At 64.9% G+C, this 13,146-nt stretch carries 9 protein-coding genes and 2 pseudogenes; 5 read left to right on the forward strand and 6 right to left on the reverse strand.

The window, feature by feature from the left end; genetic code table 11:
- Positions 1-83: 83 nt before the first annotated feature.
- Positions 84-1,259, reverse strand: a complete 1,176-nt coding sequence (locus QXZ85_RS05230; protein WP_316173738.1) for a VWA domain-containing protein — start codon at positions 1,257-1,259, stop codon at positions 84-86.
- A 117-nt stretch (positions 1,260-1,376) separates the two neighbouring features.
- On the opposite strand from QXZ85_RS05230, the gene QXZ85_RS05235 reads away from it, so the two are divergent.
- Entirely contained in the window at positions 1,377-1,622 is a 246-nt protein-coding gene (locus QXZ85_RS05235) for a GlsB/YeaQ/YmgE family stress response membrane protein (RefSeq protein WP_315701039.1), read from the forward strand.
- A 97-nt stretch (positions 1,623-1,719) separates the two neighbouring features.
- On the forward strand, positions 1,720-2,562 hold the full coding sequence (locus QXZ85_RS05240; protein ID WP_315701040.1) for a MoxR family ATPase: 843 nt from the start codon (positions 1,720-1,722) through the stop codon (positions 2,560-2,562).
- Between the two features lie 242 nt (positions 2,563-2,804).
- Here QXZ85_RS05240 and QXZ85_RS05245 read toward each other — a convergent pair whose 3' ends face one another.
- The gene (locus tag QXZ85_RS05245) at positions 2,805-4,034 is read right to left on the reverse strand and encodes an MFS transporter (protein WP_316173303.1); all 1,230 of its coding nucleotides are present in this window, start codon (positions 4,032-4,034) and stop codon (positions 2,805-2,807) included.
- 118 nt (positions 4,035-4,152) lie between these two features.
- On the opposite strand from QXZ85_RS05245, the gene QXZ85_RS05250 reads away from it, so the two are divergent.
- Positions 4,153-4,731 carry a TetR/AcrR family transcriptional regulator gene (locus QXZ85_RS05250; RefSeq protein ID WP_316173736.1) on the forward strand — a complete coding sequence of 193 codons (579 nt, stop codon included), beginning with the start codon at positions 4,153-4,155 and terminating at the stop codon, positions 4,729-4,731.
- A gap of 758 nt (positions 4,732-5,489) precedes the next feature.
- Here the strand turns inward: QXZ85_RS05250 and QXZ85_RS05255 are convergent.
- The 3 genes and pseudogenes from QXZ85_RS05255 to QXZ85_RS05265 all read right to left on the reverse strand — a co-directional run.
- Positions 5,490-6,638 (reverse strand): AAA family ATPase, encoded by a 1,149-nt coding sequence (locus tag QXZ85_RS05255; protein ID WP_315701043.1) that lies wholly within the window; start codon positions 6,636-6,638, stop codon positions 5,490-5,492.
- A 12-nt stretch (positions 6,639-6,650) separates the two neighbouring features.
- The gene (locus QXZ85_RS05260) at positions 6,651-7,901 is read right to left on the reverse strand and encodes an ATP-binding protein (protein WP_316173734.1); all 1,251 of its coding nucleotides are present in this window, start codon (positions 7,899-7,901) and stop codon (positions 6,651-6,653) included.
- A gap of 318 nt (positions 7,902-8,219) precedes the next feature.
- Positions 8,220-8,414: pseudogene (locus QXZ85_RS05265) on the reverse strand (ATP-dependent Clp protease adaptor ClpS); the annotation flags it as partial.
- A gap of 250 nt (positions 8,415-8,664) precedes the next feature.
- Here QXZ85_RS05265 and QXZ85_RS05270 point away from each other — a divergent pair.
- Both QXZ85_RS05270 and QXZ85_RS05275 read left to right on the forward strand, forming a co-directional pair.
- Positions 8,665-10,134, forward strand: a pseudogene (locus QXZ85_RS05270) (chloride channel protein); the annotation flags it as partial.
- 137 nt (positions 10,135-10,271) lie between these two features.
- Positions 10,272-11,777, forward strand: coding sequence for an ATP-binding protein (locus tag QXZ85_RS05275; protein ID WP_316165849.1), 1,506 nt, complete (start codon positions 10,272-10,274; stop codon positions 11,775-11,777).
- A 165-nt stretch (positions 11,778-11,942) separates the two neighbouring features.
- Here QXZ85_RS05275 and argC read toward each other — a convergent pair whose 3' ends face one another.
- Positions 11,943-12,920 carry an N-acetyl-gamma-glutamyl-phosphate reductase gene (gene argC / locus QXZ85_RS05280; protein WP_316173301.1) on the reverse strand — a complete coding sequence of 326 codons (978 nt, stop codon included), beginning with the start codon at positions 12,918-12,920 and terminating at the stop codon, positions 11,943-11,945.
- Positions 12,921-13,146 lie beyond the last annotated feature (226 nt).

The raw sequence follows: 13,146 nt of genomic DNA on the forward strand, positions 1-13,146 counted from the left end.
CGAACCCGGAATCTGGAGCTAATGAAACAATCTCGAGATTCCGGGTTCGCGGCTTCGCCGCGCCCCGGAATGACCGGATTGAATTAGCGCACCAATTCCCTCATCGCGCTCTCCAGTCCCTCGATCGTGATCGGATACATCCGGTCGGAGAAGATGCGGCGGATGAGCGTGGTGGATTCCGAATAGTCCCAATGCTTCTGCGCCACCGGATTGAGCCAGACCGCATGCGGATAGGTGCGGACGATGCGATCGAGCCACACCGAGCCCGGCTCCTCGTTGACATGCTCGACCGAGCCGCCGGGCACCATGATCTCATATGGCGACATCGAGGCGTCGCCGACGAACACGACCTTGTAGTCGTGCGGATATTTGTGCAGCACGTCCCAGGTCGGCGTGCGGTCGGTGAAGCGCCGCTTGTTCTGCTTCCACACGCCCTCGTAAAGGCAGTTGTGGAAGTAGAAATATTCCATGTGCTTGAATTCGCTCTTCGCCGCGGAGAACAGCTCCTCGACCTGCTCGACATGAGAATCCATCGAACCGCCGATATCGAAGAACACCAGGACCTTCACGGCGTTGCGCCGCTCGGGCCGCATGTGCACGTCGAGATAGCCGTGGTTCGCGGTCTCGCGAATGGTGGTGTCGAGATCGAGCTCGTCCGGCGCACCGGTGCGGGCGAATTTGCGCAAGCGGCGCAGCGCCACCTTGATGTTGCGGATGCCGAGCTCGACATTGCCGTCGAGATCCTTGAACTCGCGGCGATCCCACACCTTCACGGCGCGATTGTTGCGGTTCTTCTCCTGGCCGATCCGGACCCCTTCGGGGTTATAGCCATACGCACCGAACGGCGAGGTCCCGGCGGTGCCGATCCACTTGCTGCCGCCCTGATGCCGCTCCTTCTGCTCATCGAGACGCTTGCGCAAGGTTTCCATGAGCTTGTCCCAGCCCATGGCCTCGATCTGCTGTTTCTCCTCTTCGGTGAGGTATTTCTCGGCGAGCTTCTTCAGCCATTCCTCGGGGATTTCGGCCTTCTCCATCGCATCCAGAAGGCTCTCCAAACCTTTGAACACGGTGCCGAACACGCGGTCGAACTTGTCGAGATTGCGCTCGTCCTTCACCAGCGCGGCGCGCGACAAGTAATAAAAATTCTCGACCGACTGCTCGGCCAGATCGGCGTCGATCGCCTCCATCAGCGTGAGATATTCACGCAAGGAGACCGGGACCTGCGCCTCGCGCAGTGCTGTGAAGAATTGCAGGAACATGGCTCTTAGATTGCCCGCCTCCGCTGACACGTCAAGGGCTGCGGAAACCTGCAGCACTGGACCGGTCGCCTTTTTGCTCTACAATCGCCGGAACAGAGTTCTGAATGGGGGCTTCCTATGAGTCTTATCGCGGCAATCATCATCGGCGCCATCGCCGGCTGGCTGGCCGGCCTGATCGTGCGCGGCGCCGGCTTCGGGCTGATCGGCAATATCGTGATCGGCATCATCGGCGCCCTGGTCGCAAGCTACCTGCTGCCGGCGCTGCATATTGCGCTCGCCAGCGGCACGCTCGGGGCCATCCTCGACGCCACGATCGGCGCCGTGATCGTGCTCGTGATCCTCTCGCTGATCCGGCGCGCTTGATTAAATCGGTCAGCAATGGCAGCGATACCGCCAGCACAGCGCGCGGCGGAACGGTCGCGTAGCCACTCAACGCAAGTAACAAGACAGGCAACGCTCGATGAAATTTACCGGTACCCAGGATTACGTCGCCACCGATGACCTGAAAGTGGCCGTCAACGCGGCGATCGTGCTTGAACGGCCGCTGCTGGTGAAGGGCGAGCCGGGCACCGGAAAGACCGTGCTGGCCGAGGAAGTGGCGAAAGCGATCGGTGCGCCGCTGCTCACCTGGCATATCAAGTCGACCACCAAGGCGCAGCAGGGCCTTTACGAATATGACGCGGTGTCGCGGCTGCGCGACAGCCAGCTCGGCGACAGCCGCGTCTCCGACATCAAGAACTACATCAAGCGCGGCAAGCTGTGGGAAGCCTTCACCGCGGAGAAACGCCCTGTCCTCCTGATCGACGAGGTCGACAAGGCCGACATCGAATTCCCCAACGACCTGCTGCTCGAGCTCGACCGGATGGAGTTCTTCGTCTACGAGACCGGCGAGACGATCAAGGCGAAGCTGCGCCCGATCGTCATCATCACCTCGAACAACGAGAAGGAGCTGCCCGACGCCTTCCTGCGCCGCTGCTTCTTCCACTACATCAAGTTCCCCGATGCGCCCACGATGGAGCGCATCGTCGACGTGCACTTCCCCAACATCAAGAAGCGCCTGGTCGAGGAAGCCCTGCGCATCTTCTTCGAGGTGCGTGACGTTCCCGGCCTGAAGAAGAAGCCTTCGACCTCCGAGCTGCTGGACTGGTTGAAGCTGCTTCTCAACGAGGACATCGGCCCGGAGCAGCTGCGCGAGCGCGACCCACGCAAGCTGATCCCGCCACTGCACGGTGCACTGCTCAAGAACGAGCAGGACGTGCATCTGTTCGAGCGGCTGGCGTTCCTCAGCCGGCGAGAAGTGTGAGACCTCGACGGGGCGACAACTACGGCCGTCATCGCGAGTCGCCGAAGGCGACGAAGCAATCCAGACTTTCCTTGCGACTCTGGATTGCTTCGCTTTGCTCGCAATAACGAACGCAGGGATCGCAGGTCCGTAGATCGTAGGTCCGCAGGGTGGGTTGAGCGTAGCGAAACCCACCGATAGATCTGCACGATGGAGGTGGGTATCGCTTCGCTCAACCCATCCTACACCACCATCGCCAATCTTCAGCGCTCCACAAGCAGTGACGCTACCCACGAGATCACCGTCAGCACGATGATGACGGCACCATAGACATAGGCCACCATCGACAGCCCGATCCACGGCACCGCGAGCCCGGCGGCAACAGCGGGGATGGCAAACGCCAGATAGGACTGCAGGTAGAACGCCGAGAGCAGCCCGGCGCGCTCGTGGGCGTGAGCCGTCGGCAGCAATGTGCGGAGCGTCCCAGAGAACGTCGCACCGAAGCCTACACCCGCGATCATGGTGCCGGCGAACAGCGCCGCCACCTGCTGCTGCCCAATCCCAAGCATCGAGACCGCGACTCCGACGGGGACCATGCTGGTGCCGCTCAGGATCAGCCGGCGCGCCGGCCAGTTCCGGAACGCCGCGACCGCAACGGCTGCCGTCAGCATCAATGCTGAGACCACGAGGCCGCCGACCCAGGGCGCGTTGACGTGCATCGCCGTCGCGACCACGGTCGGCATCAGCGACAGATAGAACCCGCCGAGCGACCAAGCCGCCACATTGGCCGGCGTCAACCGCGCAAGAACCGGCTTCGACTGCGGGGGGACGGCCACATGCGGACGCAGCGAGGCCAGCGCGCCGTCCTTGGGCGAGCAACTCTCCGGCATGAACCGGAGCAGCAGGAGCAGGAGCAGCGTAAGGCCCAGCAGCACGTAATAGACGGCATGCAGCGGATCGGGAACGAACATCATCAGTGCCACCGTCCCGAGTGCTCCGGCCGTCAGACCCAGAAAGGCGGTGACGCTGTTCAGCAACGGACCGCGCATCCGGCTGGTATCGAGGATGGCCGCGCCAAACGCCGTGGTGCCGATGCCGACCGACAGCCCCTGGACCATGCGCGCCGCAATAAGCTGCCACAGACCGCCGGCCTCGGCGAAGATCAGCATCGCCGCGGCGTTCAGGAGCAGCGCCACGAAAATGACCGGCCGTCGCCCGACATAGTCGGACAGCCCGCCGACGGTCAGCAGCGCGGCGAGCAGACTCACGACATAGCTTGCGAAGACGACCGTGATCCAGAACGGCGTCAGCTGCATCGATTGCTGATAGAGCCGGTACAGCGGCGTCACCGCGCTGCTGCAGGCCCCGATCAGCATCGCGCCGGCAAAGCTGTATGGGGTCATCGCGGCCAGCGAAAACAGCCGGGCCGCGGGTTTGAGCGTCGCGGATACCTCCACTGCTGGAGTCACCGCTGGGGCCGGACCACCTTGCATGGGACCTCCTAAAGCCAATATATTGCTTTAAGGATAGGTGAACCCGTACGCTAACGCAAATTATTTGCTTTAAGATCGGCTTCGCTTTTCGCATGGCAAGGCTGCACGGAGCAGGATGGTGGCGGTCAAAGAACGTGTCCGGGTTGGCGGCCGCAGCGCGCGCATCCAAGCGGCCGTGCACGAGGCGGTGAAGCGCCTGAGCGCGACGACCGACCGCGAGGCGCTGACGGTGCCGCAGATCGCCACCGAGGCCGGCGTGACCCCATCGACCATCTACCGGCGCTGGGGCGACCTGCCCGCCTTGCTGGCGGACGTCGCGGTCGAACGGCTGCGTCCGGCCTGCGATCCCGAGGACACCGGCGCGGTCGCGACCGACCTGCGCGCCTTCATCGAGCAATATGCGGAGGAAATGTCCTCGCCGGTCGGACAATCCCTGTTGCGCGACGTGCTGTCGGCCTCGGGCGAAAGCTTCCCCGCGCAATGCTGCAGCTTCACGCGCGCGCATCTCGCAACCATCGTGGCACGGGCGAAGGCGCGCGGCGAACCGCCGTTCGACATCGAAGAGGTGATCGACCACGTGGTGGCCCCGATCGTCTATCACATCCTGTTTGACGACTGCGCGCTGACGCCGGCCTATTGCCGTCAACTGCTGGCGCGGCTGCGGTCGCTGCCCGCGGCAGCCAAGCCCGCTGACTGACCTGGGCCTGCGCCGACGTCGAGAGGCTCTCTCCGTTGTCATCGCGTCGCACCGAACGCGTCCCCCGAATGACGGTGAGCTTGTTGGACGACCGTTCCAAACATGCCATTTCATTCTCGCGGCACGGTGTGCCCGAGTGATGCTGCCGGTTTGCCTCCTCTCGAAATCGAGAGGGAGCAGGGAAGGCCGGGAGCTCGCCGCCCCCATGGCCCGCCTGCAGAAAGAAAAGCAGGCGGCAGTCACCACAGGTTTGGCCGAAACATCCCGGCCTTCCCTGCGCGATGGCTTTACGGCTTACTCCGCGCTCTCCCCAGGGACCGGCTTTCTTGCCCCTGTCGTCCGTGACGCGCCAAACGCATCATCGCGAACTTAGCGCCAGCACCGGGGCGCCAGGACCACGCGGCTTGACCGTGCGCGTCGCGCTGTTCGTCGGCGTGAATGAACACGCTGCAGCCCGACACGCCCACCGCATCCCGCACCCAACGTTCGTGACGATCGCGAAGCGCCCCTTGCTCGAGGCGGGATGCACATAGAGAACCACAATTTCTGAAAAAACGAAACAGAAAAATTTTTCGCAGAAGGACTGGACAGGCCGAGTCAGGTTGAAATCGCTGGCGAACTTCGCGTTTTGGCGCACGGCTTGCGCAGCTTCGATGTCCTGACATTGCGTTCGCATATACCAGCCCTGTTATGCGAATAGTGCATTTCGTCAGCCGTCGCGAATGGGCTGGCGGCAGCAACCGAGCTGAAGCCGGCAATCATTCCTCCTCTTCCTCTTCGGTATATTCGCCCGAGAGCTTCAGCCCCTCGATCCCCGTAGCGCCCGTGGACTTGATGACGCGGCGAGCCTGCTTGCCGGTCTCCTCCTGCAGATGACGCGCGAGATCTTCGGAATGCGTGACGATCCAGATGCGTGCGCGGCCTGCAGCGCGCGCGATCAGGCGGGCGAGCGGCGCGAGCAGCGAGGGGTGCAGGCTCGCCTCCGGCTCGTTCAGCGCGATCAGCGGCGGCAGCCGATAACCCATCAGCGCACCGAGCAGGCAGAGATATTTGAGTGTCCCGTCCGACAATTCATGAGCCTGGAACGGCCGCGGCATGTCCGGGAAGGTCAGGCTGAACCGGCACCAGCTGCCTTTGGCCCATGCACGAAGCCTCGCCCTAGGGAAGGCATCATCGATCGCGGCATCGAGGTCGGTCGTGTCCTGGCGAATGACCGACAAGGTCGCCAGCACCGCCGCGAGATCACGTCCATCGGCTGAAAGCGTCGGCGTGGTGATGGCATGGCACGGCTGGCGGATCAGCGAGGCGGCGTCGGTGCGGAAATCGTGATAGAGTCGCCATTCCAGCATCTCGCGCCTGATCGCTTCGAGTTCCGGATAGCGGGCCGCGTCGCGGAAGGAGGCGAGCGCGGTTTCCGACGCCAGCACCGCGGATTTGTGAGTTTCCCGTTCGCCGTTGTCGTTGCGCAGCATGACCATCGGCCCCTTGCGCTCCATCATCACGGCGTCGCGGCGGCCATGGCGAACGACGACGCGCTCGGTCTTGACCAGTGGCTCCAGCCCGAACGCTGCCTCGGTGGGCTGCGACAGGCCGAGTTCGATCTCATAGGAATGCGGCAGCCCGATCTCGAGGCCATATTCGAGTTCGTCGAACTGCGCCTTGAGCACCAGCCGCATCGGCTTGCCATGCCTGCGCCGGCCGGCCCAGAGCACGGATTCGAGGCCCCCCTCCTCTGCAATGGCACGCGTGATGTTGCCCTCGGCGGCGGCGCGCAGCAGCGCCAGCGCTTTGTACAGGTTGGTCTTACCGACGCCGTTGGCGCCGACGAAGATGGTCAGCTGCTCGACGGGCAGCCAGAGATGACGCACCGAGCGGTAGTTCTCGATATGGACGGCTGAGAGCGGCATGACGGGTTCGTCCTAAGCCTCGCGCGAGGCTCGCGGCCTGCCGTCCGCTCCCCCGAGCAGCGTCGCATTCAGCCGGCCACCCATGAACAGCATATCGTCCAGTGCCTCCGAAAGGTCCTCCGAGGTTACGAGTCCGCCGTCGCCGCGCATGATGTTCGATTGCGCGGTCCTCCGCATCAGCTCCTTGATGAAGGCGGCGCTGGTGCCCGCCGTGCGGACGACGGCCTCCGCCACAACGGCATTCGCCAGCGTCAGTCCACCGCCATAGAGGCGCACCAGCCTCTCGCGACCGATCTCGTCAGGTAGCGGCACTTCTATGGCCTGGTCGATCCGACCGGGTCGTCCGGCAAGCGCGGCCTCGAGTTGCTCCGGCCGATTGGTCGTCAGCACGAACAGGATATCGGCGTTGTCCTTGAGCCCATCCATTTCGTTGAGCAGTGCATTGAGCAAGGTTTCCTCGCATCCGCCGTTCATGGACTCGCGATTCCGGGCAATCAGATCCACGTCCTCGATCACCACCATGGCCGGCTGCAACAGACGCGCCAGCGCCATGTAATGCGACAGAAGCCCCATCTGATCGGCCGTGATGATCAGCGTCGTGTGACCGGGAAGGTTAGCCGCAAGGTAGCGGATCGTATGCGTCTTGCCGGTGCCCGGCGGTCCATACAGCAGAATGCCCTTGCGCGTCGACTGCCCGAGCTTTCGCAATGCGTCCCGGCTCTCGACGAAGCTGATTACGTTGCGATCGAGCAGATTTAATGTCTGCGTGGGCAGAACCACCTCTTCGCGCCGGACCTGCGGCAGCCGGTGAACCAGGATGCCCTTGGCACGGCCGCGGTAATTGGTCTCGCCTTCGAGCGACAGCACCTTGCCGCGATACGATCGCGCCGCCGCAATCGCCGCCTCCAGCTCTGCGAAACAACGTTGCACCAGATCGAGGCCGTCCTCTCCGACCGGAACGGCGATTTCGACGCAGATGCCGAGCTCCCGGCTGTATTCGCGGTGGAACGACAGCACGACCGCGTAGGGGCAATCGTCCTCGCGGCCCAACCACAAGCCATTGTTGAGGCACCTGATCGGCGCATCCTCGCCGACATCGACCTCCTGAAATTGCGCCGCCGCGATCGCGACCGGATACTGGTTCTCCTTCATCAAGGTCGCGTAGCCGAGCGTCTCATAGCGATACTGGTCATAGAGCCCGAAGAAGCGCAGCCGCGACGCCGAAAACAGTTTGTCGAACGCGATCTGGACGTCGGCGCGCATATGCCCTGGAAACTGTCGCGATGTCGTGACGATCTCATCCTGCTGCCGTCCGGCAAAATGCCAGGCGATCGCTTCGTGAGCATATTTGAACTTCCCGCTTGGCAAGGCATGGGACAGATGCGTGCTGGCAGCCAGAGCGCACGGCGCACAAATGAAACCACGCTCTCCCTTGAAGGAATCCTGCTGCGCCTCACCGCTGCCGCCACACAGCGCGCAGCGAGGCTCGTCATCTTCAGCCGTTGCGCCGAAAGCCATCGTGGTCACCAGCAACGGATGGCGTGCCGCCTCAATTCGCTGCCGGGCCGCCTGCAGCATCGCTTCGGCGACAGCCGCGGGATAGGTGCCGCACACCGCTCTGCCGAACTGACCGACGCTCGCTGCAAAAGCAGCAGCCTCGATCTCCGAGCGCCCAAAGACGGAACGAAGGAGATCGACGACGAACTCGAACGGAGTCTCGTCGTCATCGTGGAAAATGATCTGCAGATCGCTGATCCCGACCGGACTATCACGCATCAAAAAAAAATCCGTGATTGAAATTGCAACCTCAAATGTTCTGATTACGCGCCCTCGCGCACGACTGCAAGAGAGCCCGCGCAGGGAGCTCAGGGATTGCAGCGATCAACGCGCGGGTTAGTCCCCTCCGCGTCACACTGCAGCTTGCGTTGCTTTGTCGCACCTGCATCGGCGTTACTTCGGCTAGCCGTGAACGATGCTCCGAACAGCAGACACACCCGTTCGCGAACTCACAGCACCATGACGGGGCGAAGCGATCCTGATCGGCGAGAGCCGCATGTCGCCGAAGGTGGCCGTCCTGAAGCCGCTCTCCTCCGCCATCTCGATCGGCTCGGGCGGGCCGTTCGGCGCCGAGGGGCCGATCATCATGACGGGCGGCGCCATCGGCTCGCTGTTTGCACAGTGCTTCAGCCTCAGCGCCAACGAACGCAAGACCTTGCTGGTGGCCGGCGCGACCGCCGGCATGACCGCGATTTTCGGCACGCCCATCGCCGCCGTGCTGCTGGCGGTCGAGCTGCTGCTGTTCGAATGGAAGCCGCGCAGCCTGATTCCGGTGCTCACGGCATGCGCACTCTCGGCCGTGTTGCGTCCTTACGTGCTCGGCTCCGGGCCGTTGTTCGCATTTTCCGGGAGTCTGAACCTCTCAGGCTGGGTCCCGCTGATCTGCGTCGGCGTGGGTCTCGTCGCCGGCCTGCAATCGGGCCTGCTGACCGGGCTGCTCTACAAGGCCGAGGATCTGTTCGGCGCGCTGCCGATCCACTGGATGTGGTGGCCGGCGCTCGGCGGGCTTGCCGTCGGGCTCGGCGGTCTGATCGAGCCGAGGGCGCTGGCGGTCGGCTATGACGTGATCGGCGACCTGCTCGCAAACCATGTGACGGCCAAGGAGGTCGCGCTCATCCTCATCGTCAAATCGACGATCTGGATCGTCGCGCTGGCCTCCGGCACCTCCGGTGGCGTATTGGCGCCCCTGCTCATCTTCGGCGGATGCCTGGGCTGGCTCGAAGGGCAATACCTGCCCGGCGATGCCAGCGCCTGGGCGCTGGTCGGCATGGCCGCCATGATGGGCGGCACCATGCGCTCGCCCTTGACCGGCGTGCTGTTCGCGGTCGAGCTGACCGGCAATCTCTCTTTGCTCATGCCGTTGCTGATCGCGACCGGCACGAGCTACGCCATCACCGTCCTGATGCTCAAGCGATCGATCCTGACCGAGAAGATCGCGCGGCGCGGCCAGCACATCGTGCGTGAATACGCCATCGATCCGTTCGAGCTGCTGCGCGCCGGCGACGTCATGGTGCGCGATGTCGACACGCTTCCGGCCGAGATGCGCCTGGAAGAGGCGATCGATTTCTTCTCGACCGAGGAGCCGCGCCACAAATCCTATCCGATCCGGACCGAGGACGGCCGCATCGTCGGCATGGTGAGCCGGGCCGACATCCTGCGCTGGCGCACGGAAGCGCCCGCCGGCGAGGTCACCCTCGCCGATCGCTTGTCGGGCGATGCCATGATCTTGGGATATGCAGACGAGACCGTGTCCCAGCTCGCCGATCGCATGGCGGCCGAGGGCGTCGGCCGGGTGCCGATCGTCGATCCCGCCACGATGCAGCTCGTCGGGCTGGTTGCGCGCAAGGACCTGCTGCACATCCGCCGCATCTGGCGGGCCGCGGAGGAGACAAGGGTGGCCTATTTCACCTCGTTCGCCCGCCCGGCCGCGGTGGAGTGATCGGGCGCGCCGTCCCGATCGATCAAAGAATCCACACCCGCATGTGGAACGCGGGACAACCCGCCCTCGCCGCTCGACGCGGCGGCTGCGGCTTGCTAACCGCCTCTCTCTTCGAGGCTGGTCTTGAGTCGGGGCACATGACGGTAGCGATCGAGATGGGGCAGACGATGGCAGGGGGCCCTGCGTCTGTCGACCTCGAGGAACTGCTGGCGACGCGCCTGCTGGTGCAAGGCAATTCGGGCTCCGGCAAGTCGCATCTGCTGCGGCGCCTGTTGGAGCAGAGCGCACCCTGGGTGCAGCAGACGATCATCGATCCCGAGGGCGATTTCGTCACGCTGGCGGAACGGTTCGGCCATCTCGTCATCGATGGCGAGGAGCAGACCGAGCGCGGCCTGGAAGTCGCGGGCGAACGCGCGCGCATCCATCGCGTCTCCACCGTGCTCAATCTCGAAGGGCTGGACGCCGAGAACCAGATGCGGCGCGCGGCTGCGTTCCTGAACGGGCTGTTCGATGTCGGGCGCGACCATTGGTATCCGATGCTGGTGGTGGTGGACGAGGCGCAGCTGTTCGCCCCGGCGGTGGCCGGCGAAGTCTCGGACGAAGCGCGCAAACAGTCGCTGTCGGCGATGACCAACCTGATGTGCCGCGGCCGCAAGCGCGGGCTCGCCGGCGTGATCGCCACGCAGCGGCTGGCGAAGCTCGCCAAGAACGTCGCTGCGGAAGCCTCGAACTTCCTGATGGGGCGCACCTTCCTCGACATCGACATGGCGCGCGCGGCCGATCTGCTCGGCATGGAGCGGCGGCAGGCGGAGGCCTTTCGCGACCTCGAGCGCGGGCACTTCATGGCGCTCGGCCCTGCCCTCTCGCGCCGGCCGCTGGCCCTGCGCATCGGTGCGACCGAGACCAAGCCGCGCAATGCGACGCCGCGGCTGTTGCCGCTGCCGGAAGCGAGCCTCGAAGACGCACGCGCCATCATCCTGGCCGCGCCGCCGCCGGACACCACCCGGCCGCAGCGCCGCACGCCGGCGCCCGACCTGCTGGAGCAGCTGATGGCGGCGAAATCAGCCGCGCTGGAGGCGGCGCCTGAGCCGGCCATTCAGCCGCTCAGCGCCGAGGAGATCGCCGAGCGGCGCGCGCGCGTCGACCGCGTCCTGGTCGCGCTGCTCGCGGAGCCCGAGGCGGGCTTTCGCGCCGTCGGCGTGCTGTATCAGGAGTTCGTGGTCCGCTGCCGCATCGAGGGTCTCGGCACCGACGTGCCCGACTTGAGCGACTTCCGCCGCATGCTGGCGCGCGCCCGCGCCGGCCTCGGCGCCGACGTGGCGGAGGACGAGGCCTGGCAGGACGTCTCGCTGCGCGCCTCGCTGCTGCCGGAGGACATGCAGGGCGTGTTCATGATGATCGCGCGTGCGGCGAAAGAAGGCCGGCCGTGCCCGAGCGATGCCGCGATCGCACGGGCCTATGGCTCGCATTCGCTGCGCCGCGCCCAGCGCCTGCTGACCTACATGGAGGACCAGGGCCTCATCGTCTGCCAGCTCGACGGCGCCGGACGGCGCACCGTGACGCTGGTCGAGCTCGCCTGGGCCACCGCGCCGGCCGATCCCAACGCCGAGGAGATGCCGGCCGAACAAGGCTGCGGCTCTTAGATCATGATGCGAGGACAAGAAATCGCATCATGATCTCATCTCTTTCAGAGGCGCAATAAGCGGCCACAAGACAGCCGCCGCAAATTTGCGGCGGACCATGCTTTCACATGCGCCGCCAGGCGCTACAGGCGTGGGTGAAGCGAGGCGCTTCATGACCGCAAAATTTCATGGCCAGACAGGGGCACCGTCCAGTCCCGCGGTTTCTGGCAGGCCGCAGATCAGGTTCGCATTCTGCACCGCCTGACCGGCCGCTCCCTTGCCGAGATTGTCGACCACGCCCATCGCGATCACCAAGTTGCGCTCTGGATCCGCCGCATAGCTGACGAAGGCGAGGTTCGAGCCGGTGGCCCATTTGGTCTGCGGCGGCTTGTCGGTCACGCGGACGAACGCCCGCCCGGCGTAGAAGCGCCGGGCCGCGTCCAGGCACTGGCCCGTGGTGGCGCTGCCGCGGCAGTAAATGGTGGCGAGGACGCCGCGGGTCATCGGCACCAAATGTGGCGTGAACACCAGCCCGGCCGCGCTGCCGCCGCTCAGCCGCTCGATCGTCTTGGCGATCTCGGGCATGTGGACGTGCTTGAGCAAACCGTAGGGCTGCAAGTTCTCGTTGCTCTCGGCGTAGCCGAACCTGCTGTCGCCGCCGCCCCGGCCGGCACCGGAGATGCCGGTCTTGACGTCGATCACGATGTTGCCAGGCTCGATCAACTTGTTGACCAGCAGCGGCGCCAGCGCGTTCAGCGTCGCCGCGGGGAAGCAGCCGGGGTTGGCAACGCGGATCTGGCCCTCGATCTGGGCTGGCCAGACGTCGGCCAGGCCATACGCCCAACCCTCGACGTAGCGGTGGTCGCCGCCAATGTCGACGATCTTCACGTCCTTGGGGACGCGCGCCAGCGCCTCGGCCGAGGCGCCCGTGGGCAGCGACGCGAACAGCACGTCGAGCTTCGGCAGGCTCGCAGGGTCCCACTTCTCGATCACCAGCTCGGCCAGCTTGGCCGGCACACCGGGGAAGCGGTCCACCAACCGGCTGCCGGCGCTGCCCTCGCCCGCGGCGTAGACTAGCTCGAAAGACGGATGGCTCGCGACCAAGCGCATCGCCTCGCCGCCGCCAAAACCGCTGATCCCGACAATGCCGACGCGAATGCTCATGGTGGTGTCCTACTGCTGAGTGAGCGACAAGTTTAGCGAACTCGCGCAGCCGGCAGGGTGGCTCAGGCCAGGCTGGCGTTCCACGAACACCAGCCAGTTGCGCGGGTCGCCGGGCATGTCAAGCGAACCGGTCGCGATTCTTGCTGACCGGCACTTCCATCGCCAGGCCGACAAACCAGCGGATTGCTCCATCGGTTGCCGGTCCGAGCGGATCGGGTGGAGGTGA

The organism is Bradyrhizobium sp. SZCCHNGR1005 (assembly GCF_032489995.1).
Classification (GTDB): Bacteria; Pseudomonadota; Alphaproteobacteria; order Rhizobiales; family Xanthobacteraceae; genus Bradyrhizobium.